This is a genomic window from Actinoplanes nipponensis (assembly GCF_016862275.1).
Classification (GTDB): Bacteria; Actinomycetota; Actinomycetes; order Mycobacteriales; family Micromonosporaceae; genus Actinoplanes; species Actinoplanes nipponensis.
The window spans coordinates 182,500-207,041 of sequence record NZ_BOMQ01000063.1 but is presented as its reverse complement, the minus strand read 5'-3'; the positions used below and the strand labels follow the sequence as shown (position 1 = coordinate 207,041).

The following is a 24,542-nucleotide window of genomic DNA, read 5'->3' as shown; positions in this document are numbered from 1 at the left end:
TGTTTGACTCGGGCCATGACGACAATCGACTGCGCGGTCGACGACTCGGACATCGACGTCCCGATCGACGACCGTGACGAGGGCGAGCGACGGGCCCTGGAGCTGGCGCATCGTATCCGGTTGGTGGCCGTGCGGGACCCGGAACAGGCGCAGCGGTTGGTGGATGAGCTGATCGTCGCGCTCGACGCCGCGATGGGCGGTACGTTTTCCGAGCACCTGGACGGAGTCGCCCGCGAGGTCCTGCAGCGTGCTCTCGCGAAGAGCCGGAACAGTTCCGAAACAGTTAGGGTTCCCTAACCCCTATCCGCTTCGATGGCCGTCTTAGACTCCGACCTGGGCTGGCTTGTGAACTGTTTCACGAGCCCGCGCTTGACGGAGGTGAGCCGTGAACGACCTCGCTACCGCAGGAGGAACCGTCGCCGACGAGGCCGACGTGATCGTGGTCGGGGCAGGGCCGGGCGGCTCCGCCGCGGCGTACCACATGGCGCGGCACGGCCTGCGGGTCCTGCTGCTGGAGAAGACCGAGTTCCCGCGCGAGAAGGTCTGCGGCGACGGGCTCACTCCACGCGCGACCCGGCAGCTGATCCGGATGGGCGTCGACACCTCCGAGAAGGCCGGCTGGCTGCACAATCGCGGCCTGCGGGTGATCGGCGGCGGCGTCCGTCTCGAGCTGGACTGGCCGGAGCTCGCCAGCTTCCCCAACTACGGTCTCGTGCGCACCCGCCTGGACTTCGACGACATGCTGGCCCAGCGCGCGGTGGAAGCCGGCGCCCTGCTGCGCACCGGCGTCAACGTCACCGGGCCGGTGCTCGACGACGACGGTCGCGCCATCGGTGTCGAGGCCAAGGCCGGCCCCGGCAAGGAACCGGTCCAGTATCGCGCCCCGCTGGTGATCGCGGCGGACGGCGTGTCCGGCAAGTTCCCGCTCGCCATGGGGCTCGCCAAGCGGGACGACCGCCCGCTCGGCGTCGCCGTCCGGCGCTACTACCAGTCGCCGGTGCGCGCCGAGGACGACTACCTGGAGTCCTGGCTGGAGCTGCGCAGCGCGCAGGACCGCGACCGGCTGCTGCCCGGGTACGGCTGGATCTTCGGCCTCGGCGACGGCCGGGTGAACGCGGGCCTGGGCATCCTCAACTCCTCCAGCGCCTTCGGCCGCACCAACTACCGGGCCATGCTCACCGACTGGCTGAACACCACGCCCGAGGAGTGGGGCCTGCGCGGCGAGGCCAACGCCGACGGCCCGATCCTGGGCGCCGCGCTGCCGATGGGTTTCAACCGCGTGCCGCACTACACGCGCGGCGTCATGCTGGTCGGCGACTCCGGTGGCATGGTCAACCCCATGAACGGTGAGGGCATCGCGTACGCGATGGAGTCCGGCGAGCTGGCCGCCGAGGTGGCCGTCCAGGCCCTCGCGCGCCCGGCCGGGGCCGACCGCGAGCGTGCCCTGCAGGCGTACCCGGCGGAGTTGAAGGTCCGTTTCGGGGGGTACTACCGCCTCGGTGGGGTCTTCGTGAAGCTGATCGGCAACCCGCAGATCATGCGGATCGCCACCAAGCACGGCATGCCGCACCCGACCCTGATGCGCTTCGTGCTCAAGTTGCTGGCGAATCTGACGGATCCGCGGGACGGGGACGCCATGGACCGCATCATCAACGGCCTGACGAAGGTCGCACCGGCGGTATGAAAGACATCGGGACCCCGGTCGACCGGACGCCAAAGCGGATTAATAGTGTGAAGCGGCTAACAGTCGAGCAGGAGACGGTATGACGCTCAATCCCTACGTACCGATCGTCGGGCTGCTGATTCTCGGCGCGCTCTTCGCCTTGTTCTCGGTGTCGATCGCGCCGATCGTCGGCCCGAAGCGGTACAACCGGGCCAAGCTCGATGCGTACGAGTGCGGCATCGAGCCGGCGCCGCAGCCCATCGGTGGCGGCCGCTTCCCGGTCAAGTTCTACTTGACCGCGATGCTGTTCATCGTCTTCGACATCGAGACCATCTTCCTCTACCCGTGGGCGGTGTCCTTCGAGGCGCTCGGCCTGTTCGGCTTCGTCGAGATGGTCCTCTTCATCGTCACTGTCTTCATCGCCTACACGTACGTGTGGCGACGCGGCGGATTGAACTGGGACTGACTGATATGGGAATCGAAGAGAAGCTACCGAGCGGCATCCTGCTGACCTCGGTGGAGAAGCTTTCCAACTGGGCCCGCAAGTCGTCGTTCTGGGGCGCCACCTTCGGCCTGGCCTGCTGCGCCATCGAGATGATGGCGGCCGGCGGTCCGCACTACGACCTCGGCCGCTGGGGCATGGAGGTCTTCCGGGCCTCGCCGCGGCAGGCCGACCTGATGATCGTCGCCGGCCGGGTGAGCCAGAAGATGGCGCCGGTCGTGCGGCAGATCTACGACCAGATGCCCGAGCCGCGCTCGGTGATCTCGATGGGCGTCTGCGCCTCGTCGGGCGGCATGTTCAACAACTACGCGATCGTGCAGGGCGTCGACCACATCGTCCCGGTCGACATCTACCTGCCGGGCTGCCCGCCGCGGCCCGAGATGCTGATCGACGCGATCCTCAAGATGCGCGAGAAGGTCATGGCCGCCCCGCTCGGCCCGAACGGCCGCAAGATGCTCGAGGCCCGCAAGGCCGCGGGCAAGATGCCGGTCGTCGCCCCCGGCGCCATGCCGTCCTCGTACCGGGTGGACAAGGTCCGCCGGGCCGAGTGGACGCAGGCCGTCAAGGAGGGCCGCGAGGAGCAGCTGCGCATCGAGAACTGGATGAAGCTGCAACCGCACCTGCGGGAGGATGGTAAGTGAGCGTCGAATCGACTCCCGAAGGGGCCAATCTCGGCTCCCCGGCGGAGCTGCCGCCCAGCCCCGACAAGGGCATGTTCGGCATCCAGGGCACCGGCGACGTCTCCGGCTTCGGTGGCCTGGTCCGCCGGCGGCCGACCACCGCCGACACCCCGCGCCCGTTCGGCGGCTACTTCGACGAGGTCCACGACGCGCTGGAGGAGGCCTACCCGGGCTTCGCCGACGCGATCGAGAAGGTCGTCGTCGACCGCGGTGAGCTGACCCTGCACATCAAGCCGGAGCGGATCGCCGAGGTCTGCCAGATCATGCGCGACGACGAGTCGCTGCGCTTCGAGCTGTGCTCCTCGGTGGACGCGGTCGACTACCTGGGCAGCGACAACCGCCGCTTCCACGTGTCGTACCAGCTCACCTCCATGACGTACCGGCGCCGGGTCCGGCTGGAGGCGGCGGTGGCCGACGGGGTCAGCCTGCCCACCGTGACCAGCGTGTACCCCACTGCCGACTGGCAGGAGCGCGAGGTCTACGACATGTTCGGTGTCGTCTTCGCCGGCCACCCCAACCTCACCCGGATCCTCATGCCGGATGACTGGGAGGGCCACCCGCAGCGCAAGGACTATCCGCTCGGCGGCGTGCCCGTCGAGTACAAGGGCGCCGAAATTCCGCCGCCGGACCAGCGGAGGGTCTACCAATGACAAGCCAGACGACCAGCGGAGCCGGGTACGCCACCGAGCGCGAGACCACCGAGGGCCGGGTCTTCAACGTCACCGGCGGTGACTGGGACACCATCACCGGCGGCATCGACCCGCTCAGCAACGAGAAGATCGTCGTCAACATGGGCCCGCAGCACCCGTCGACGCACGGCGTGCTGCGGCTGGTGCTGGAGCTCGAGGGCGAGACCGTCACCCAGGTCCGGCCCGTGGTCGGTTACCTGCACACCGGCATCGAGAAGAACCTGGAGTACCGCAACTGGACCCAGGGCACGACCTTCGTGACCCGGATGGACTACCTGGCGCCGCTGTTCAACGAGACCGGCTACTGCCTGGCGGTCGAGAAGCTGCTCGGCATCACCGACGACATCACCGAGCGGGCGAACACCATCCGGGTGCTCTTCATGGAGCTCAACCGGATCTCGTCGCACCTGGTCTGGATCGCCACCACGGGCATGGAGCTCGGCGCGATCTCGATGATGCTGTACGGCTTCCGCGAGCGGGAGTACATCCTCGACATCTTCGAGGAGACCTCGGGCCTGCGGATGAACCACGCGTACATCCGCCCGGGCGGGGTCGCGCAGGACATCCCGGACTCGGCGATCCGCAAGATCCGGGACCTGCTCGTCTACCTGCCCAAGAAGCTCAAGGAATACGAGGCCATGCTCTCCGGCCAGGTCATCTGGCAGGAGCGCACCCAGGGCGTCGCCGTCCTGGACGTGACGGGCTGTCTTTCGCTGGGCATCACCGGCCCGGTGCTGCGCTCGGCCGGCCTGGCCTGGGACCTGCGCAAGACCATGCCGTACTGCGGGTACGAGGACTACGAGTTCGACGTGCCGACGGCCACCTCCGCCGACGTCTGGGGCCGCTACCTGGTCCGGATGGCGGAGATCCGGGAGTCGCTGAAGATCGTCGAGCAGGCGCTGGACAGGCTCAAGCCCGGCCCGGTCATGATCGCGGACAAGAAGATCGCCTGGCCGGCCCAGCTGGCCGTGGGCGTCGACGGCATGGGCAACTCGCTCGAGCACGTCGCCAAGATCATGGGTCAGTCGATGGAGTCGCTGATCCACCACTTCAAGCTCGTGACCGAGGGCTTCCGGGTGCCGCCCGGCCAGGTCTACGTCGGGATCGAGCACCCGCGCGGTGAGCTCGGTGTGCACGCCGTCTCCGACGGTGGCACCCACCCGTACAGGGTGCACTACCGCGATCCGAGCTTTGTGAACCTCCAGGCCATCCCCGCGATGGCCGAGGGCGCGCTGCTGGCCGACGTCATCGCCGGCGGCGCCTCCCTGGACCCCGTGATGGGTGGGTGTGACCGCTAAATGTCAGACGTGACTGTGGACTTCTCCCCGGCCGCAGCGCCGCTGGCCGAGAAGCTCCTGGAGCCGGCGCGCGAGATCCTCGCGCGCTACCCGGCGGGTCGTGAGCGTTCGGCGCTGCTCCCGCTGCTGCACCTGGTGCAGACCGAGGAGGGCTACGTCAGCCCCAACGGCGTCGCGTTCTGCGCCGAGATCCTGGGCATCAACAAGGCCCAGGTCGGCGCGGTGGCGACGTTCTACACCATGTACAAGCGCAAGCCGACCGGCGAATACCTGGTCAGCGTCTGCACCAACACGCTGTGCAACGTGCTCGGCGGCCAGGAGGTGTACGACGGCCTCGTCGAGCACCTCGGCGTGGGGCACGACGAGACCACGGCCGACGGCAAGATCACCCTGGAGCACGCCGAGTGCCTCGCGGCCTGCGACTACGCGCCGGTCGTGACGGTCAACTACGACTTCGCGGTCGACAACACCACCCCGCAGGCGGCGGTGGAGCTGGTCGAGCAGCTGCGCAAGGGCGAGCGGCCGATGCCGAGCCGCGGCGCACGGATCTGCTCGCTCAAGGAGATGCAGGTGCAGCTGGCCGGCTTCGCCGACGAGCGGGACGGCGCCGTCGCCGACGGCCCGGCCGGGGCGCCCACGCTGCGCGGCGTGACGCTGGCCCAGGAGCACGGCGTCGCGGTGGCCAACTTCAACATCGACACCCCGATCACCACCACCAAGCCGGCCCGCGACGACTCCGCCAGGGCGGTCAAGGACCCGGGCCCGGTTCCCGCCGCCCGGCCGGCCGAGGAGAAGCACGGCGGCCTCATCGCCAACGTGGCCTCCAAGGTCAAGGCCGCGGCGGCCACCGTGGTCGACAAGGTCGAGCACCGCAAGGCCGGCGCCCCGGTCAAGGCCGGCGACGACAAGGACCCGGAGGTACGGGCGGCCGAGGCGCGCCAGCCCGACGCCTCCACCCCGGCTCCCGGCGCGACGACGGCCGGCCTGCCCGACGGCACCCCGGCACCCAGCAACGCCGCCGAGGCTGCCGGCGTCGCGGACAACCAGCCGGCCGGCGACGGCAAGCCCGCCGGCGACGGGGAGCGGGGCGAGAGCATCGTGAGCGACAGCACGGCCGCGCACAAGCGGCAGAACGCTCGGCGCGGCAACGAGGAGAAGAAGTGACTCAGCCCCGGCGTGAGGTTCTCCAGAAGCTCACCCCCGTCCTCACCAAGCGCTGGCTGTCGCCGGACGCCTGGCAGATCGACACCTACGAGCGGCTCGACGGCTACGCCGCGGTCCGCAAGGCGCTGGACGTCCACCCCGACGACCTGATCCAGCTCATCAAGGACTCCGGCCTGCGCGGTCGCGGCGGCGCGGGCTTCCCCACCGGTCTCAAGTGGGGCTTCATCCCGCAGGGCGACGGCAAGCCGCACTACCTGGTCATCAACGCCGACGAGGGCGAGCCGGGCACCTGCAAGGACCTGCCGCTGATGACGTACGACCCGCACTCGCTGATCGAGGGTGCGATCATCGCGGCCTACGCGATCCGGGCCAGCCGGGCGTTCATCTACATCCGCGGCGAGGCCGTGCACGCCGCCCGCCGGCTGCGCAACGCCATCAAGGAGGCGTACGCCCGGGGCTATCTCGGCGAGAACATCCTCGGCTCCGGGTTCGACCTGGAGCTCGTCGTGCACAGCGGTGCGGGCGCGTACATCTGCGGCGAGGAGACGGCGCTGCTGGACTCGCTCGAGGGCTTCCGCGGCCAGCCCCGGCTGCGCCCGCCCTTCCCCGCGATCGCCGGCCTGTACGCGAGCCCGACGGTGGTCAACAACGTCGGCACCATCGCGTCGGTGCCGTACATCGTGCTGGGTGGCGCGGACTGGTGGAAGAGCATGGGCACGGAGAAGTCGTCCGGCCCGATGATCTACTCGCTCTCCGGCCGGATCGCCAACCCGGGCCAGTACGAGTGCGGCCTGGGCATCACCCTGCGCGAGCTGATCGAGCTGGCCGGCGGCATGAAGCCCGGCCACAACCTGAAGTTCTGGACGCCCGGCGGCTCGTCGACGCCGCTGCTGACGGCCGAGCACATCGACACCCCGATGGACTTCGAGGGCGTGGCGGCGGCGGGCTCGATCCTGGGCACCACGGCGATGCAGATCTTCTCCGACCAGGACTGCCCGGTGTACGCGACCTGGCGCTGGCTGGAGTTCTACCACCACGAGTCCTGCGGCAAGTGCACCCCGTGCCGCGAGGGCAACTACTGGATGGTCCGCACGTACCGCCGGATCCTGTCCGGCCAGGGCACCGTCCAGGACCTGGACACCCTGCAGGACACCGCGGACAACATCTTCGGCCGGTCGTTCTGCGGCCTCGGCGACGGCGCGGCGACGCCCGTCATGTCGACGCTCAAGTTCTTCCGGCAGGACTACCTCGACTACATCGAGGGCCGGACCGCCCCGCGGCTGTCCGAGAAGGCCCTGGTAGGAGCGCACTGATGACCGATGTGGCCAAGAAGACCGACGAGGTCACGCTGACCGTCGACGGCGTGGAGGTGACCGCCGCCAAGGGCGAGCTGGTCATCCGGGTCGCCGAGCGGATGGGCATCGCGATCCCGCGGTTCTGCGACCACCCGCTGCTGGCCCCGGCCGGCGCGTGCCGCCAGTGCCTGGTCGAGGTGGAGGGCCAGCGCAAGCCGGTCGCGTCCTGCACCCAGACGGTGGCCGAGGGCATGGTGGTCAAGACCCAGCTCACCTCGCCGGTCGCCGCCAAGGCCCAGGGCGGCGTGATGGAGCTGCTGCTGGCCAACCACCCGCTCGACTGCCCGACCTGCGACAAGGGCGGCGAGTGCCCGCTGCAGAACCAGGCCATGTCGAACGGCCGCGCCGACTCGCGCTTCCACGAGCACAAGCGCGAGTACGAGAAGCCGATCCACATCTCCAGCCAGGTGCTGCTGGACCGCGAGCGCTGCATCCTCTGCCAGCGCTGCACCCGCTTCTCCGAGGAGATCGCCGGGGACAAGTTCATCGACCTGATGGACCGCTCGTCCGGCGAGCAGATCAACGTCTACCGCGACGACTTCTTTGGCGGCGACGGCACCGGCGACGGTCAGGTCGGTGACGGCGCGGGCGATGTCGCGTTCAACTCGTACTTCTCCGGCAACACGATCCAGATCTGCCCGGTCGGCGCGCTCACCGGCGAGCAGTACAGGTTCCGGGCCCGCCCGTTCGACCTGGTCTCCTCGCCGACCGCCTGCGAGCACTGCGCGGCCGGTTGCGCGATGCGGGCCGACCACCGGCGGGGCAAGGTGCTGCGGCGCCTGGCCGGCGACGACCCGGCGGTCAACGAGGAGTGGAACTGCGACAAGGGCCGGTGGGGCTTCCGCTACACCACCGGCTACGACCGCATCACCACCCCGATGGTCCGCGACGCCAAGAGCGGCCAGCTGCGCGAGGCGTCCTGGAGCGAGGCGCTGCTGGCGGCGGCCGAGGGTCTGCAGGCGGCGAAGGGTCGCGGCGTCGGCGTGCTGACCGGCGGCCGGCTCACGGTCGAGGACGCGTACGCGTACGCGAAGTTCGCCCGGGTGGCGCTCGGCACCAACGACATCGACTTCCGGGCCCGCCCGCTGTCGGCGGAGGAGGCGGACTTCCTGGCCTCCTCGGTCGCCGGGGTCACCGACGTGACCTACACCGACGTGGAGAACGCGCCGTCCGCGGTCATCGTCGGGCTCGAGCCCGAGGAGGAGTGCCCGATCCTCTTCCTGCGCCTGCGCAAGGGGCACGGGAAGAAGAACCTCAAGGTCACGGCCGTGGCGCCGTACCTGAGCCGGGGCTTCGAGAAGCTCGGCGCGACGCTGGTCGCGGCCGTGCCCGGTGACGAGGCCCGGCTGCTTGGCACCGACGCGGCGGTCGCCGCGGCGCTCGCCGTTCCCGGCGCCCTGCTGATCGTCGGCGAGCGGCTCGCGAGCGTGCCCGGTGGCCTGTCGGCCGCCGCCGCGCTGGCCGACCGCACCGGTGCCCGGCTGGCCTGGGTTCCGCGGCGCGCGGGCGACCGTGGTGCGGTGGACGCGGGCTGCCTGCCCAACCTGCTGCCCGGCGGCCGTCCGGTCACCGACGCCGGCGCCCGCACCGAGCTGGCCGCGGCCTGGGACGTCGACGCCGGCGCCCTGTCCGGCACGGTCGGGCGGGACACGGACGCGATCGTCGCGGCCGCGGCGGACGGCACCCTCGGCGGCCTGCTGGTCGCCGGCGTGGACCCGGCCGACCTGGCCGACCCGCGGCTGGCCGAGCAGGCCCTCGACGCGGTGCCGTTCCTGGTCAGCCTGGAGCTGCGGCAGAGCGCGGTCACCCGCCGCGCCGACGTCGTGCTGCCGGTCGCCCCGGCCGCCGAGAAGCCGGGCACCTTCATGGACTGGGAGGGCCGGCTGCGCACCTTCGACGCCGTGCTCAACACCACCGCGATGGCCGACGGCCGGGTGCTGGAGGCCGTGGCGGCGCTGATGGGGGCCACCCTCGGCACCGGCGACGTCGGCGCGATCCGGCGTGAGCTGGGCACGATGCCCGCGAGCCGCTCCGGCCGCCCGGCCGCGCCGGCCGTGGCCGCCGCCGCGCTGCCCCAGGTCGGCGCCCGGGAGGCCGTCCTCGCGTCCTGGCACCACCTGATCGACCTCGGCTCCATGCTCGACGGCGACGAGGTGCTGGCCGGCACGGCCCGCACCCCGGTGGTCCGGCTCGGCAAGGGGCTCGCGGAGTCGCTCGGCGTGGCCGACGGCGACGCCGTCACGGTCGGCACCGACCGCGGCGCGATCACCCTTCCCGCGGCGATCACCGATCTGCCCCCGCAGGTGGTGTGGCTGCCCACGAACTCGCCGGGCTCGACGCTGCGTCGCAGCCTCGGCGTCACCTCGGGTGCGGTGGTCCGGCTCAGCGCCGGCCAGCCCGGCCCGATCCTCGCTCAGGGGGCTTTGTCATGACTGACTGCACCGCAGCGAAGCAAGGGCCAGGAAGGCATGACGGAGGAGGTGCAGCATGAATTCCACGATGATCCTGGCGAAGGCTCAGGACCCGACCCTGCAGACGTTCGAGAACGACGTCTGGTGGATCGTCCTGATCAAGCTGCTGGGTGTCTTCGTCATCCTGCTGCTGCTGACGCTCTTCACGATCAACTATGAGCGCAAGGTCGTGGCCCGGATGGCGGTCCGGCCGGGCCCCAACCAGGTCGGGCCCAAGGGCTGGCTGCAGAGCCTCACGGACGGCGTCAAGCTGCCGTTCAAGGAGGAGATCATCCCGAAGACCGCCGACAAGGTGGTGTACTTCATCGCGCCGGTGATCTCGGCGACGGTGGCGTTCACCGCGTTCTCGGTGATCCCGTTCGGGCCGGTCGTCTCGATCCTCGGCCACAAGACGGCGCTCCAGCTCACCGACGTGCCGGTGTCCGTGCTGGTGCTGCTGGCCTGCTCGTCCATGGCGGTCTACGGCGTGGTGCTGGCCGGCTGGGCGTCGGGCTCGACGTACCCGCTGCTCGGCGGCCTGCGGTCGAGCGCGCAGATGATCTCGTACGAGGTCGCGATGGGCCTGAGCATCGTGGCGGTCTTCATGACCGCGGGCACCATGAGCACCTCGCAGATCGTCGCCGCGCAGGCGGGCAACGACCCCACCACGGCATTCGACATCTTCGGCTGGAGCCCCACCCCGCCGAGCTGGTACGCGGTCCTGCTGCTGCCCAGCTTCGTCATCTACTGCATCGCGGCGGTCGGCGAGACCAACCGGGCCCCGTTCGACCTGCCCGAGGCGGAGTCCGAGCTGGTCGGCGGCTTCCACACCGAGTACTCGTCGTTCAAGTTCGCGCTGTTCTTCCTGGCCGAGTACATCAACATGATCACCGTCTCGGCCTTCGCGACCACGCTGTTCCTGGGCGGCTGGCGGGCCCCGTGGCCGATCACCACCTTCTGGGAGGGCGCCAACTCCGGCTGGTTCCCGCTGATCTGGTGGCTCGGCAAGGTGCTGCTGCTGCTCTTCGGGTTCATCTGGCTGCGGGCCACCCTGCCCCGGATGCGCTACGACCAGTTCATGCGCTTCGGCTGGAAGGTGCTCATCCCGGTCAACCTGGTCTGGATCCTCTTCCTGGCCGGCGTCCGGGTGACCAACGACCGGATCGACGGCGGCGCCCGCTGGCTCGTCTACCTCGCCGCGGCGGTGGTGGTGCTCGGCATCGCGCTGCTCTGGCCGGCCAGCAAGAAGGAACGGGAGTTCTCCATCGAGGAGCAACTGGCGGCCCGGCCCCCGGGCAGCTTCCCCGTCCCGCCGATGGACCTGCAGGTCCCACCGAGTCCACGCGCCCGCCGCGCGGTCGCCGAGCGGCAGCCGGCCACGGTCGGCGGCGCCACCGCTGGCCCGGACGACACCGTGAACGACACGTCAGACAAGGAGGTGTGACGTGGGAACGTTCACCGGCTCGTTCAAGGGCTTCGGGGTGACCTTCGCGCACATGTTCCGCAAGGTCATCACCACCGACTACCCGTTCACCCCGCCGACGCCGGCGCCGCGCTACCACGGGCGGCACATCCTCAACCGGCACCCGGACGGCCTGGAGAAGTGCATCGGCTGCGAGCTGTGCGCCTGGGCCTGCCCGGCGGACGCGATCTACGTCGAGGGTGGCGACAACACCGACGAGCAGCGCTTCTCGCCCGGTGAGCGGTACGCCAGCATCTACCAGATCAACTATGCCCGGTGCATCTTCTGCGGACTGTGCATCGAGGCCTGCCCGACCCGTTCGCTGACCATGAGCAACGAGTACGAGCTGGCCCGCGACAGCCGCCAGGACCTCATCTTCACCAAGAAGGAGCTCCTGGCCCCGCTGCTGCCCGGCATGGAGCAGCCGCCGCACCCGATGCGGCTGGGCGACACCGACAAGGACTACTACCTCGGCGCCCTGACCAACCCGGGCACCTCGGCCGGCGCCGAGCGCGCGCCCTGGTCGGACGCGGGCACCGAGGACGCGGCGACGGCCGTCGACCCGGCGAGCCGGCCGGAGACGGCGGGCACGGTCCGCCGGGCCGGCGCCACCGGCGAGGTCGCGAAGGAGGCGGCACGATGATCGCGTTCGCGGCCGAGGCGGCCGGCCAGGTCTCCACCGGCGAGGAGTGGGGCTTCTGGATCCTGGGCACGCTCGCCGTCATCGGCGGCCTGGGCATGGTCATCGCGCGCAACGCGGTGCACTCGGCCCTGTGGCTGGTCGTCACGATGCTGTGCCTGGGCTTCATCTACGTCATCAACCAGGCGCCGTTCCTGGGCGCGGTGCAGATCATCGTCTACACCGGCGCCATCATGATGCTGTTCCTGTTCGTGCTGATGCTGGTCGGCCGGGATGCGTCCGACTCGCTGATCGAGACCCTGCGCGGGCAGCGGATCGCGGCCATCCTGCTCGGCGTCGCGTTCGGCGTGCTCGTCGCGACGGGCCTGGCCCGCTCGCTGGGCGGGGCCGAGGTCGTCGGGCTGGCCGAGGCGAACAGCGCCGCGGGCGGCAACGTCCAGGGCATCGCCCGCCTGCTGTTCACCAAGTACGTCTTCGCCTTCGAGGTCACCTCCGCGCTGCTGATCACGGCGGCCGTCGGCGCCATGGTGATGGCCCACGTCGAGCGGGCCAAGGCGGACATCGCCGACCAGGTGACGCGCATGAAGGCGCGTTTCCGGCCGGGCTCGTACCCGGGGGCGAAGGCCGGCCCGGGTGTCTACGCGAACACCATGTCGGTCGCCGCGCCGGCCCGCCTGCCGGACGGCAACGGGTCCGAGCGCAGCATCTCGGCGATCCTGCCCGTGCGCGAGCTGACCGAGCAGGAGCTCGCACCGAAGGGGACCGAGAAGTGACGGCGCAGCCGAAACGATCAAAGGGCGGTTCAGCGAAGTGACACCTGATTACTATCTCGTGCTGGCGGCGATCCTCTTCACCATCGGCGCCGCCGGTGTGCTGGTCCGCCGCAACGCGATCGTGCTGTTCATGTGCATCGAGCTGATGCTGAACGCCGCGAACCTCGCGCTGGTGACCTTCAGCCGGATCAACGGCACGCTCGACGGCCAGATCATCTCGTTCTTCGTGATGGTGGTAGCGGCGGCCGAGGTCGTCATCGGGCTGGCCATCATCATGTCGATCTTCCGAACGCGGCGCTCGGCCAGCGTCGACGACGCCAACCTCCTCAAGTACTAAAGGGGCCTTCACGTGGAACAGACAGTGGAGTATGCCCACGCGACGGGGCTGCTGAGCGGAATCTGGCTGCTGGTGGCCATTCCGCTGGCCAGCGCCGCGGTCCTGCTCCTGCTGGGCCGCAAGGCCGACAAGTGGGGGCACTGGCTCGGCGTCCTGGCGGTGGCCTCGACCTTCGTGCTCGGCCTGCTCATGTTCTTCCAGCTGGGCGGCCTGGACGCGGAGCGGCGCTCGGCGGAGCAGAGCCTGTGGGACTTCATCGCCGTCGGTGGGCTGCACGTCGACTTCGGGTTGCTCTTCGACCCGCTGTCCGGCGTCTTCGTCCTGCTGATCACCGGGGTCGGATCGCTGATCCACCTGTACGCGGTGGACTACATGGAGCACGACGAGGGGCGGCGGAAGTTCTTCGCCTACTTCAACCTCTTCGTCGCCGCGATGCTGCTGCTGGTCCTGGGCAACAACTACGTGATGCTCTACTTCGGCTGGGAGGGCGTCGGCCTGGCGTCGTACCTGCTGATCTCCTTCTGGTACACCCGCCCGTCCGCGGCCACCGCGGGCAAGAAGGCGTTCCTGATGAACCGGGTCGGCGACGCCGGCCTGGCCATCGGCATCTTCCTGATGTTCGCCACGCTGGGCACCACCCAGTACGACGAGGTCTTCACCGGGGTCAGCGCGCTGTCCGGCGGCACGGTGCTGGTCATGGGCATCCTGCTGCTGCTCGGCGCGGCCGGTAAGTCCGGTCAGTTCCCGCTGCAGGCCTGGTTGCCCGACGCGATGGAGGGCCCGACCCCGGTCTCGGCCCTGATCCACGCGGCGACGATGGTCACCGCCGGCGTCTACCTGATCGCCCGCTCCAACGCGATCTTCACGGCCAACCACACGCTGCAGACCGTGGTGGTCAGCGTCGGCGCGCTCACCCTGCTGCTGGGCTGCGTCATCGGCGCGGCCAAGGACGACATCAAGCGCGTGCTGGCCTGGTCCACGGTCAGCCAGATCGGCTACATGTTCCTCGGCGTCGGGCTCGGCGGCGGCGCGTACGCGCTGGCGATCATCCACCTGCTCGCGCACGGCTTCTTCAAGGCCAACATGTTCCTGGGCGCCGGCTCCGTCATGCACGGCATGCACGACCAGGTGGACATCCGCCGGTTCGGCGGGCTCAGCAAGTACATGAAGTGGACCTGGCTCACCTTCATGATGGGCTGGCTCGCGATCATCGGCATCCCGCCGCTGTCCGGCTTCTTCTCCAAGGAGCCGATCATCGTGGCGGCCTTCGAGCGCGAGGGCTGGACGGCCTGGCTGTACGGCTCGGCGGCCCTGCTCGGCGCCGGCCTGACCGCCTTCTACATGACCCGGCTGTTCGTGCTGACGTTCCACGGTCCGAAGCGGTGGACCGAGGACATCCACGAGCCGCACGAGTCGCCGTACATCATGACCGTGCCGCTGATGCTGCTGGCCGTGGGCTCGATCGGCGCCGGCTTCCTGATGTCGACCTCCGTGCCGGACTGGCTGGAGCCGGTGTTCGGTCAGGAGCAGGCCGAGGCCGAGCCGGTCCTCGCGCACTGGCTGCTGACCACCCTGAGCATCCTCGTCACCCTGCTGGGTGCGGGGCTGGCCTGGGCGCTGTTCCGCAACGGCACCGCCGAGGAGCCGGAGCCGGCCGGGGTGCTCGTCACCGCGGCCCGCCGCAACCTCTACACCGATGCCTTCAACGAGGCGGTGTTCGAGCGGCCCGGCATCTACCTCACCCGCGCGCTGGTCTTCCTCGACAACAAGGGCATCGACGGCGCGGTGAACGGCCTCGCGGCCGCCGTCGGCGGCAGCTCGGGTCGCCTGCGCCGACTGCAGACCGGTTTCGTCCGCTCGTACGCGTTGTCCATGCTCACCGGCGTAGTCCTGGTCGTCGGTGCCTTCCTCGCGATCCAGTTGGGATGGTTGGCGTGACCGACTTTCCGTTCCTGTCCATCCTGACGCTGTTCCCCCTGGTGGGGGCGGCGGTGGTGGCCTTCATCCCGAAGACCAGGGCGCAACTCGCCAAGACGATCGCCCTGGGCTGGTCGCTGGCGGTGCTCGCGCTGAGCGTCGTCATGTGGATCGTCTTCGAGGCCGGCGGCGACCGCTTCCAGTTCCGCGAGTCCTACCAGTGGATCCCCACCTGGGACGCCCGGTTCACGTTCGCCGCGGACGGCATCGCCCTGGTGATGCTGCTGCTGATCGCGATCCTGGTGCCGGCGGTGATCCTGGCCTCGTGGAACGACGTCGACGAGACCCAGCGGTCCGTGCCGACGTACTTCGCCCTGCTGCTCGCCCTCGAGTGCACGATGATCGGCGTCTTCGCGGCCGCCGACGTGTTCCTGTTCTACGTGTTCTTCGAGGTCATGCTGGTGCCGATGTACTTCATCATCGGCTCCTACGGCGGCGCCCGGCGGCAGTACGCGGCGGTCAAGTTCTTCCTGTACTCGCTGGTCGGCGGCCTGTTCATGCTGGCCGCGGTGATCGGGCTCTGGGTCGTGGGCGGGCACACGTTCGACTGGCAGAAGCTCAGCGACGTCTCCGCGGCGTTCGACACCAACACGGCCCGCTGGCTGTTCCTCGGGTTCTTCATCGCGTTCGCGGTCAAGGCGCCGTTCTTCCCGTTCCACACCTGGCTGCCCGACGCCGGTGTGGCCGCCCCGGCGCCGGCCGCCGCCCTGCTGGTCGGTGTGCTGGACAAGGTCGGCACGTTCGGCATCCTGCGCTACTGCCTCCCGCTGTTCCCGGAGGCGTCGCGCTGGTTCGCCCCGGCGGCGCTGATCCTCGGGGTCATCGGGATCATCTACGCCGCGCTGCTGGCGGTCGGCCAGAACGACCTGAAGCGGCTGGTGTCGTACACGTCGATCGCCCACTTCGGGTTCATCGGCATCGGCATCTTCGCCTTCACCACCCAGGCCGGCACCGGCTCGGTGCTCTACATGGTCAACCACGGCCTGGCCACCGGCCTGCTGTTCCTGGTCGTCGGCATGTTCGTCGCGCGGCGCGGCTCGGCGCTGGTCAGCGACTTCGGCGGGGCCGGCAAGCTGGTCCCGGTGCTGGCCGGCGTGCTGTTCTTCGCCGGCCTGGCCTCGCTGGCGCTGCCCGGCACCGCGCCGTTCGTCAGCGAGTTCCTGGTGCTGATCGGCACGTTCACGGTGCACAAGGTGTACGCGGTCATCGCCACCGTGGGCATCATCCTGGCCGCCGCCTACGTGCTGTGGATGTTCCAGCGCACCACGCAGGGCACGCTGAACCCGGCGCTCACCGAGGTACCGGCGATGCACAAGGACATCAGCCTGCGCGAGAAGATCGTGGTCGCGCCGCTGGTGCTCCTGCTGCTGATTCTCGGCTTCTACCCGAAGCCGGTCACCGACGTGATCAACCCGGCGGTCGAGGCCACCATGCAGGACGTGGGCACGACCGACCCGGCGCCGACGGCGGTCGCAAACGGAAAGGTGGCGCCGTAGCCATGGGAGACCTCAAACTGCCGGAGATCAACTATGGCGCGCTGTCGCCGATGTTGATCCTGTTCGGAGCGGCCTGCCTCGGCGTGCTGCTCGAGGCGGTCCTGCCGCGCGGCCGGCGGCACGGGGTGCAGCTGACCCTCGCGCTGGCCTCGCTGGTGGCGGCGCTGGCCGCGGTCATCCTGACCCGCAACACCCGGGTCGTCACCATCGGCGGCGCGGTGGCCATCGACGGCCCCACGGTGTTCCTGTGGGGCAGCATCCTGCTGCTGGGCGTGGTGTCGATGCTGCTGATCGGCGAGCGCGCGGTCGAGGCCGGCGGCGCGTTCGTCTCCCAGGCCGCGATCACCGTCGGGTCGGACAAGGACCTGAAGCAGGCGGGCGGCCAGCCCGGCGCCACCGAGGTCTACCCGCTGACGATCTTCTCGATCGGCGGCATGCTGCTCTTCGTGGCCGCGAACGACCTGCTGACGATGTTCGTCGCGCTCGAGGTCCTGTCGCTGCCGCTCTACCTGCTGTGCGCGCTGGCCCGGCGCCGGCGCCTGCTCAGCCAGGAGGCGGCGCTCAAGTACTTCCTGCTCGGCTCGTACGCGTCGGCGTTCTTCCTGTTCGGCGTGGCGCTGATCTACGGCTTCGCCGGCGCGGTCGACCTGGCGTCGATCCACGCGGCGGTCGCCGACCCGCAGCGCAACGAGGTGCTGCTCTTCGGCGGCCTCGCCCTGGTGGCGATCGGCCTGCTGTTCAAGGGCGCGGCGGCGCCGTTCCACGTGTGGACGCCGGACGTGTACCAGGGCGCGCCCACGCCGATCACGGCGCTGATGGCGGCGTGCACCAAGGTCGCCGCGTTCGGGGCGCTGCTGCGCATCCTCTACGTGGCGTTCGACGGGGTGCGCTGGGACTTCCAGCCGGTCCTCGGCGTGATTGCGATCCTGACCATGCTGATCGGCGCGGTCCTGGCGGTCACCCAGACGGACATGAAGCGGCTGCTGGCGTACTCGTCGATCGCCAATGCGGGCTATCTGCTGGTGGGCGTTCTGGCGCTCAACAAGGAGGGCCTGTCCAGCACGATGTTCTACCTGGTGGCGTACGGCTTCTCGGTGCTGGCCGCGTTCGGCATCGTCTCGCTGGTCCGCGACGCGGAGGGCGAGGCGACCCACCTGTCCCGCTGGGCGGGCCTGGGCCGCAAGAGCCCGCTGTACGCCGGCGTCTTCTCGTTCATCATGCTGGCCTTCGCCGGCATCCCGCTGACCAGCGGCTTCACCAGCAAGTTCGCGGTCTTCGGGGCGGCCATCGACGGCGGGCAGACCTGGCTGGTCATCGTCGGCGTGATCACCAGCATGGTGCTGGCGTTCCCGTACCTGCGGGTGATCGTGATGATGTGGCTGTCCGAGCCGGGCGAGAGCACCCCGACGGTGTCCATCCCGGGCTTCCTGACCTCGGCCGCGCTGGTGATCGGCGTGATCGTGACGCTGGCGCTCGGCGTGATCCCGGCGCCGCTGCTGGACCTCACCAACGACGCGGCGCAGTTCGTGCGCTAGCTCGTCTGCTTCCTGGTGGCCCCGGTCGGACTTTCCGGCCGGGGCTTCCGCATTGCCGGATCGGTCGTTCTCGAATGCACGGTGACGTCGATTCCGCCGACCCCCGAGCGCCTTCCGACAAGTGACATGTGTCACATATACATGCATTCGCATAGATCATAAACTCCCCGGCACACAACTGTGCGCGTTCTCGCGCATGACACGGGGGATAACTGAATGAGGCTCAGAAAAGGGCCGCGGAGTGCTGTGCGCACTCGCGCGGTCATTCGTCGATCGGTCACCGTCGCCGCCGCGATAGCGGTCGGGCTCGCCGCGGTCGTCACGCCACCGCTGCAGAATTCCGCGGCCGCCGCCGGCCTGCCGACGGTGCAGTGGAGTGCCTGGCCACAGTGGAGCGTCTGGACCGGCCTGTTCAACACCGACTACACCAACACCCACACCAACTTCAACGACTGGACGCCCAGCACCCGCGACGGCGAGCAGTCACGCGCCGACCGTTGTCCGCATCGGCGTCGTGCTCCATCAGGGCGGGCCGCAGGTCCGCAGCCTGGCCAAGACCGCCCTGGAGACCACCGACACCGCGCGCCGGGACGCGTTGACCGGCGCCGACGCCCGGGACACGCCGCTGGGCGCCGCGGCCCAGCAGGACTGGAACGCCTCGCCGCCGCCGGCCGGTTTCGAGACCGCGCAGGAGCAGCGCTGGCTCGCCGTCATCAACAAGTTCAGCTACCAGTCCGGGGTGCCGGAATTCGACACCGCGATGCGCCAATTCATCCGCAACAGCGACCACCGCACGTACGACGCCCTCGATTCCGACATCGTGCCGCGGGCCAACACCGCCGCCACGGACAAGGTCAAGGCGTTGGTCACCGAGCAGAAGACCAGCGACCGGTATCTGGTCGCGCTGCGGCAATGGCAGGTCGACCTCGGCGCCCTCTACGGTGAGTCGCCGGTCGACATGACCGAGATCGCCCTGCGGATGTCCGCCGACGACGCCCGCATGTTCCTGCAGTACGGCGGGTTCGCCAAGGACGCGCCGGTGGCCGACTCCGCGGAGTTCCGGCAGGAGGTCGAGTCGCTGAAGGCCCGCTGGGCCGGCTGCGACTACCGCAACCCCGCCGATCCCTACCGGGCGCTGGTCGACGTCACCTCGGTGGCCCAGGCGGAGTGGCAGGCCGAGCTCGACGCGCAGGCCGCACCGCGCAACGCCATCGTGGCGGCCGAGGCCCAGGCCTGGAAGGACATGTTCGACGCGTCCACCGCCCTCACCGAGTCGGTCGGGCAGGCCTGGATCGCCGACCGGATGCTGGCGTACCAGAAGAGCATGGGCTCGACCTGGACGCCCCCGGCCGCCTTCACCACCGCCCTCAAGGGCACCCAGACCGCGATCGACCAGCAGCTCGTCATCGCCAACAACGCGCTGACCTCGGTCAAGGCCCAGTCCGGCAAGGCCGACGCCGCGCAGGAGCAGGCCGCGCAGATCGCCGCGGCCAACCACACCCCACGCGGTCGCGGGCTGGCCTACGCGCTGCAGTCCGTCCAGGTGACCAAGGCCGCGGTGGCCGCGACGGAGGCCGCGGCCAAGGCCATCGCGACGGCCAAGAAGACGTCGCTGGCCACCACGGCGACCAGCAGCGCCCTGTTCGCGCAGGCCTGCGCCGAGGAGAACGCGCTGCAGGCGCAGTTCCGCCGGGCGGCCTCGGAGGAGGCCGCGAAGCAGGCCAAGGCGGCCGCCGACGCCGCGGTGACCCAGGTCGCGGTGGCCAAGGCCGGCGCGGAGAAGGCGGCCTCCGGTCGCGCCCGGGCCGAGGCGGCGGAGAAGGTCGCGAAGGCGGCCGCCGCTGACGCTCACGCCAAGCGGGGCATCGCCGAGCAGGAGCAGCGCAACGCGGCTGCCGCTCGGGCCCGGGCGGACCAGGAGCGCGCCAAGGCAGCCGAGGCGGAACGCCGGGCGGAGCAGCAGCGCAGCGTCGCGGCGACCGCCCGGACGAATGCCGAGACGGCGGGCACAACCGCGGCGCAGAAGCGGGCGGCGGCCGAGAAGTCCGAGGCCGACGCGGTGAACGCCCGCCGCGACGCGGTCACCGCGGAACACCTCAAGGACGCCGCGGTGGCCAAGGCCCAGGCCGCGAACGCGAAGGCGTCCGCGGACGAGGGCACCGCCAACGCCCAGGCGGCCCGTAAGGCCGCCGACGAGGCACAGGTCTACGCCGATCAGGCGACGACGGCCGCGACGAGCGCCCGGTCGGCGGCCGACAGCGCCACCGCGGCCGCCTCGGCCGCCCGCGCGGCGGCCACCCAGGCCACCGCGGCGGCCGGACGCGCCCGGGCGGCCTCCGACGCCGCCCAGGCCGACGCCGTGACCACCAGCGCCCAGGCCGCCATCGCCCACGCCGCGGCGGCCGACGCGATCGCCGGCTCGGCGCAGGCCGCCGGCGCGGTCCGTGCCGCGCAGGCCGAAGTACGCAAGGCCCAGGCCGCCTCCGTGGCCGCCGCGGCGGATGCCGCCGCGGCCAAGGTGCTGGCCCGGGAGGCCCAGGTCGACGCCGGCAAGTCGGCCGGCTGGGCGTACGCGGCATCCGTGGCGGCGGTCGGCGCGCGGGACGCGGCGGCCGCCGTGGTCAACCCGGCGAACACGGCCATCGCGATCGGCACGGCGTACCGCGAGATCGACGCGTCCGCCGGGATGGCGGTGCTGATCGGCCAGAACGCCAAGACCCTGGCCGAGCAGCAGGCGGCGACGGCGCAGATCCGCGCCGCCGAGGCCGCGCGGGCGGCCACCGCGGCGCAGCAGGCCGCCGACCGGGCCGCGGCCGACTCCAAGGCCGCGGCGGTGGCCGCGGCGCAAGCGGCCGCGGACGTGTCCCGCGCGCTGGCCGCACTGCAGCAGACCAAGGTGTACGCGGCCCAGGCGGCGACCGACATGGCCGCCGCGATCAAGGCCGATGCGAGCACCTCCGAGTACAACCGCCAGGCCCAGGAGGACGCCGCGGCGGCCGACCGGGCAGCCACCACCGCGGAGGCCGACGCCGCCGCGGCCCGGGAGGCGGCCAGCGCCGCCGAGGCCGATGCCCAGTCGGCCCGTGCGGCGGCCAACGCGGCCGAGGCCGACGCGGCGATCGCCCGTGACGTGGCGGCCAAGGCCGACAAGGACGCCGACGCGGCGGAGCTGGCGGCGGCCAACGCGCGGGAGGCCGCGGAACAGGCCGAGAGCGCCAAGGTGCTGGCCGAGATCGAGGCGCGCAACAACGCCTTCGCCGTGGCGATCAGCGGGGAGGGGCCGAGCGGAGCCGCCGGCCTGCAGATCGTCCCCAACATCAGGGACGAGGTGACCCCGGACGACGACTGCGTCATCCCGTGGAACGACATCAACGTCTGTGACCTGAAGGTCGATCACCACATCACCGGCCAGATCACCTACCTGGTGCGGACCTGCCCCGATCAGACCGCCACGTCCTGCCCGGACGCCTACACCATCGACTACCTCGGCGTCGGTGACGTGGACATCCACGAGACGCGTACCGAGCGCATCGACGTGGGCGCGATCCGGCGTGACCTGATGACCAAGTTCGCGTACGGCATGGTCAGCGACTTCGTCGAGTGTGCGCGGGCCGAGAAGCCGAACTGGAAGACGGCCTGCGCCTGGGCGCTGGGCAGCATCGCGGCGCCGGCCGTGCTCAAGGTGGCGGCGCGCAGTGTCATGACGCTGCGGGTCGCCATGCGTACCGGCATCGGCATCGAGGAGGCCTACGCGGCCGTACGGCTCGCGGAGGTGGAGGCCAGCGCGCTCGCGAAGCTGGAGGGCGACGCGGCCAAGGCGCTGGCGGAGAAGGGTTGCGCCACCGGGCACAGCTTCGCCGCGGACACCCCGGTCCGGCTGGCCGGCGGCGGCAGCAAACCGATCGACCAGGTACGCGAGGGCGACCGGGTCACCGGTATCGACCCGGTCACCGGCGGGCCGGCCACCGGGACGGTCTCGTGGGTGCACGAGCACACCGACACCGACCTGAGGGACGTCACCGTCCGGGACGCGGCGGGCGACGAGTTCGTCGTGCGCACCACCCACAACCACCCGTTCTGGCGCATCGCGGACCTCGGGTGGGTGGACGCCGGCGACCTGAAGGTCGACGACGCGCTGCGCACGGAGGACGGCCGCGCGGGCGTGGTGACCGATGTCCGGCCCCACCCCGGACACCAGCAGATGTACGACCTCACCGTCGACGACATCCACACCTACTACGTCGTGGCCGGCGCGTCCGCCCTGCTGGTGCACAACGTCGACTGCCTGGGTCGCAAGGTCAACTGGCTGTCCACGGCGCTCGGTACGACCGCCATGGAGTTCCGCCGGTCGCTGCCCTTCTACCCCTCCCGGAACGTCGCCGTGGCCAAGGTCGAGGTCGACGGCCAGGAGCGGCTGCTCAAGGCCATGAGTGACGGCGAGGGCAAGCATTCGGAGGACTTCATCATCGAGCAGATCAACAAGCTGCGGGGCGAGGGCAAGGAGGTCAGCAAGATCAAGGAGCTGTACTCGGACCGGACCCCGTGCCCCCGCTGTGAGGGCCGGCTGGGCGACTACCTCGCCGACGACGCGGACGTGACCTGGTCGTTCTACTACCTCGATCCGGCCACACCGCTCGGCGCCGAGGTCAACAAGCAGACCCTGGAGATGCTCAAGAAGGCCGTCACGAACTCGTGGCATCCATGATCGCGCCGAGCCGCCGCCGGACGGTCCGGCGCGGCAGAATGGCCCTGCGGAGGGAAGAGTGATGACGCTGCCTGCCAAGGGGCCGTGGGAGGACTTCGGGCCCCTGCGCGACCGCGCCCGTGACGCGGTCGCGGCGATCGCCCGGGCCGGACTGCCGGCCCGGCTCGTGGACCAACCGGGGACGGAGGGCCCGGCGGCCGGAGTCAACGCCTGGCTCGAGCGGGCCGACGACGGCGGCGCCGACCTGTTCTTCGTCTGGGAACCGGACCCCGAGCTCCACGCGGCCTCGCGCCGAGCGGTCGAGGCGTTGGATCTCGGCAGCCCGGATCTGCGCTTCGCGAGCGAGGTGACGGTGGCCATGCGGGGCGCGTTGCGGGCCATCCTCAGCGCCGCCGGTTTCGCGGCGGTCGATCCGCCGGACATCAGCGGCGCCCAGGTGCTCATCCGGCTGCCACGGGTCTGACAGCTCGAACGGCCGGCCCCGACCGGGGCCGGCCGTTCCGGGGTGGCGGTGAGCGGATCCACCGAGTGAGACCGGCCACAGCCCGACCTGTCGGATATGCCAACTTTTGGCGGAGCGCGCGGCCCCGGAACCGGCTCCGCCCCACCGGCGACCCGGCCGGAGGCGGCCTGATCAGGGCGAGTGGGCAGGCCCGCCGGGCGGTGGCGGCGCCGACTTCGCCGAATCCGTACCGTCGTCGGGTTTTTGATCTTGCCACGGTGACCCCTGGGCCCGCCCGGGTCCGGGTCGTATGGCATCGTGAAAGTGTGGTGAGCACCGGAGACAGCGCGCTGACGTCGTTCGGCCTCGACATCGACCCCGCGGTCGACGCGTCGGTGTCCGCGACGCTCGCCGCTGTGGAGGATGCGCTGCGCAGCAACGTCGCCAGTGCCGATCCCCTGGTGGCCGAGGCGGCCCGGCACCTGATGGACGCCGGCGGCAAGCGGTTCCGGCCGCTGATCCTCGCCCTCGGCGCCGAGATGGGCGACCCGGCCCGCCCCGAGATCGTTCCGGCCGCCCTGGTGGTCGAGCTGACCCACCTGGCCACGCTCTACCACGACGACGTCATGGACGAGGCCACCGTGCGCCGCGGCGCCCCCAGCGCCAACTCCCGCTGGGGCAATTCCGTGGCGATCCTCGTCGGCGACTACCTCTTCGCCCGGGCGGCCGACATCGCCGCCTCGCTCGGCCCCGAGGCGGTCCGGCTCCAGGCGCGCACGTTCGCCCGGCTCGTGCACGGCCAGATCGCCGAGACCGCCGGGGCGCGCGGCTCCGACCCGATCGCGCACCACCTGAACGTCATCACCGAGAAGACCGCGTCGCTCATCGCGACGTCGGCCCGCTTCGGCGGCCTCTTCTCCGGCGTCACCCCCGAGCAGGTCGAGGCCCTGACCGGGTACGGCGAGACGATCGGCATCGCCTTCCAGCTCTCCGACGACCTGCTCGACATCGCGTCGGAGTCGGTGCAGTCGGGCAAGACGCCGGGCACCGACCTGCGCGAGGGTGTGCCGACGCTGCCGGTGCTCTACGCCCTGGCCGGCGACGACACCGACGCCTCGGCCGTCCGGCTGCGCGAGCTGCTCGCCTCCGGCCCGCTGGTCGACGACGCGCTGCACGCCGAGGCGCTCGGCCTGCTGCGGGAGTCCGCCGCGATGAAGCGGGCCCGCGAGACCGTCCGGACGTACGCGGAGGAGGCCCGCGCCCGGCTCGCGCCGCTGCCGCAGGGGTCACCGCGCCGGGCCATGGAGTCGCTCTGCGACTTCATCGCCGACCGCACGAGCTGAGCCCCGGGCGTGCTTCCCGCCCGCTCCTGAG

The 24,542-nt window shown here is 70.7% G+C and carries 19 protein-coding genes; all 19 read left to right on the top strand.

The window, feature by feature from the left end:
* Nucleotides 1–15: 15 nt before the first annotated feature.
* The 19 genes from Ani05nite_RS27485 to Ani05nite_RS27395 all read left to right on the top strand — a co-directional run bounded on the left by Ani05nite_RS27485 (nt 16) and on the right by Ani05nite_RS27395 (nt 24,511).
* Nucleotides 16–297, top strand: coding sequence for a hypothetical protein (locus tag Ani05nite_RS27485; RefSeq protein WP_203772999.1), 282 nt, complete (start codon nt 16–18; stop codon nt 295–297).
* 88 nt (nt 298–385) lie between these two features.
* Nucleotides 386–1,684, top strand: coding sequence for a geranylgeranyl reductase family protein (locus Ani05nite_RS27480; RefSeq protein ID WP_203772997.1), 1,299 nt, complete (start codon nt 386–388; stop codon nt 1,682–1,684).
* Nucleotides 1,685–1,763: 79 nt separating this feature from the next.
* Nucleotides 1,764–2,129, top strand: coding sequence for an NADH-quinone oxidoreductase subunit A (locus Ani05nite_RS27475; protein WP_125811851.1), 366 nt, complete (start codon nt 1,764–1,766; stop codon nt 2,127–2,129).
* Nucleotides 2,130–2,134: 5 nt separating this feature from the next.
* Nucleotides 2,135–2,806: a NuoB/complex I 20 kDa subunit family protein gene (locus tag Ani05nite_RS27470; RefSeq protein ID WP_203772995.1), complete on the top strand. Its 672-nt coding sequence runs from the start codon at nt 2,135–2,137 to the stop codon at nt 2,804–2,806.
* Entirely contained in the window at nt 2,803–3,495 is a 693-nt protein-coding gene (locus tag Ani05nite_RS27465; RefSeq protein WP_239130675.1) for an NADH-quinone oxidoreductase subunit C, read from the top strand. The genes Ani05nite_RS27470 and Ani05nite_RS27465 overlap by 4 nt, the downstream gene beginning before the upstream one ends.
* Nucleotides 3,492–4,832, top strand: coding sequence for an NADH-quinone oxidoreductase subunit D (locus tag Ani05nite_RS27460; protein WP_203772993.1), 1,341 nt, complete (start codon nt 3,492–3,494; stop codon nt 4,830–4,832). Before Ani05nite_RS27465 ends, Ani05nite_RS27460 begins: the two co-directional genes overlap by 4 nt.
* A complete protein-coding gene (gene nuoE / locus Ani05nite_RS27455; protein WP_203772991.1) occupies nt 4,833–5,996 on the top strand; it encodes an NADH-quinone oxidoreductase subunit NuoE in 1,164 nt (387 codons plus the stop codon). It abuts the gene before it with no gap.
* Complete coding sequence (gene nuoF / locus Ani05nite_RS27450; protein ID WP_203772989.1) at nt 5,993–7,309, top strand: NADH-quinone oxidoreductase subunit NuoF; 1,317 nt, start codon at nt 5,993–5,995, stop codon at nt 7,307–7,309. The genes nuoE and nuoF overlap by 4 nt, the downstream gene beginning before the upstream one ends.
* Nucleotides 7,309–9,783, top strand: coding sequence for an NADH-quinone oxidoreductase subunit G (locus tag Ani05nite_RS27445; RefSeq protein WP_203772987.1), 2,475 nt, complete (start codon nt 7,309–7,311; stop codon nt 9,781–9,783). Before nuoF ends, Ani05nite_RS27445 begins: the two co-directional genes overlap by 1 nt.
* A 55-nt stretch (nt 9,784–9,838) precedes the next feature.
* Nucleotides 9,839–11,245, top strand: a complete 1,407-nt coding sequence (gene nuoH, locus Ani05nite_RS27440; RefSeq protein ID WP_203772985.1) for an NADH-quinone oxidoreductase subunit NuoH — start codon at nt 9,839–9,841, stop codon at nt 11,243–11,245.
* 1 nt (nt 11,246) lies between these two features.
* A complete protein-coding gene (gene nuoI, locus Ani05nite_RS27435) occupies nt 11,247–11,906 on the top strand; it encodes an NADH-quinone oxidoreductase subunit NuoI (RefSeq protein ID WP_203772983.1) in 660 nt (219 codons plus the stop codon).
* Complete coding sequence (locus tag Ani05nite_RS27430; RefSeq protein ID WP_203772981.1) at nt 11,903–12,676, top strand: NADH-quinone oxidoreductase subunit J; 774 nt, start codon at nt 11,903–11,905, stop codon at nt 12,674–12,676. The genes nuoI and Ani05nite_RS27430 overlap by 4 nt, the downstream gene beginning before the upstream one ends.
* A gap of 37 nt (nt 12,677–12,713) precedes the next feature.
* On the top strand, nt 12,714–13,013 hold the full coding sequence (gene nuoK / locus Ani05nite_RS27425; RefSeq protein WP_203772979.1) for an NADH-quinone oxidoreductase subunit NuoK: 300 nt from the start codon (nt 12,714–12,716) through the stop codon (nt 13,011–13,013).
* A gap of 12 nt (nt 13,014–13,025) precedes the next feature.
* Nucleotides 13,026–14,951, top strand: coding sequence for an NADH-quinone oxidoreductase subunit L (gene nuoL / locus Ani05nite_RS27420; RefSeq protein ID WP_203772977.1), 1,926 nt, complete (start codon nt 13,026–13,028; stop codon nt 14,949–14,951).
* On the top strand, nt 14,948–16,486 hold the full coding sequence (locus tag Ani05nite_RS27415) for an NADH-quinone oxidoreductase subunit M (protein ID WP_203772975.1): 1,539 nt from the start codon (nt 14,948–14,950) through the stop codon (nt 16,484–16,486). The genes nuoL and Ani05nite_RS27415 overlap by 4 nt, the downstream gene beginning before the upstream one ends.
* A 2-nt stretch (nt 16,487–16,488) precedes the next feature.
* Nucleotides 16,489–18,021, top strand: coding sequence for an NADH-quinone oxidoreductase subunit NuoN (gene nuoN / locus Ani05nite_RS27410; RefSeq protein ID WP_203772973.1), 1,533 nt, complete (start codon nt 16,489–16,491; stop codon nt 18,019–18,021).
* A 514-nt stretch (nt 18,022–18,535) separates the two neighbouring features.
* Nucleotides 18,536–22,726 carry a polymorphic toxin-type HINT domain-containing protein gene (locus Ani05nite_RS27405; protein WP_203772971.1) on the top strand — a complete coding sequence of 1,397 codons (4,191 nt, stop codon included), beginning with the start codon at nt 18,536–18,538 and terminating at the stop codon, nt 22,724–22,726.
* 61 nt (nt 22,727–22,787) lie between these two features.
* Nucleotides 22,788–23,189, top strand: a complete 402-nt coding sequence (locus Ani05nite_RS27400; protein WP_203772969.1) for a hypothetical protein — start codon at nt 22,788–22,790, stop codon at nt 23,187–23,189.
* A gap of 329 nt (nt 23,190–23,518) precedes the next feature.
* Nucleotides 23,519–24,511 (top strand): polyprenyl synthetase family protein, encoded by a 993-nt coding sequence (locus Ani05nite_RS27395; RefSeq protein ID WP_239130688.1) that lies wholly within the window; start codon nt 23,519–23,521, stop codon nt 24,509–24,511.
* The last annotated feature ends 31 nt before the right edge of the window (nt 24,512–24,542 follow it).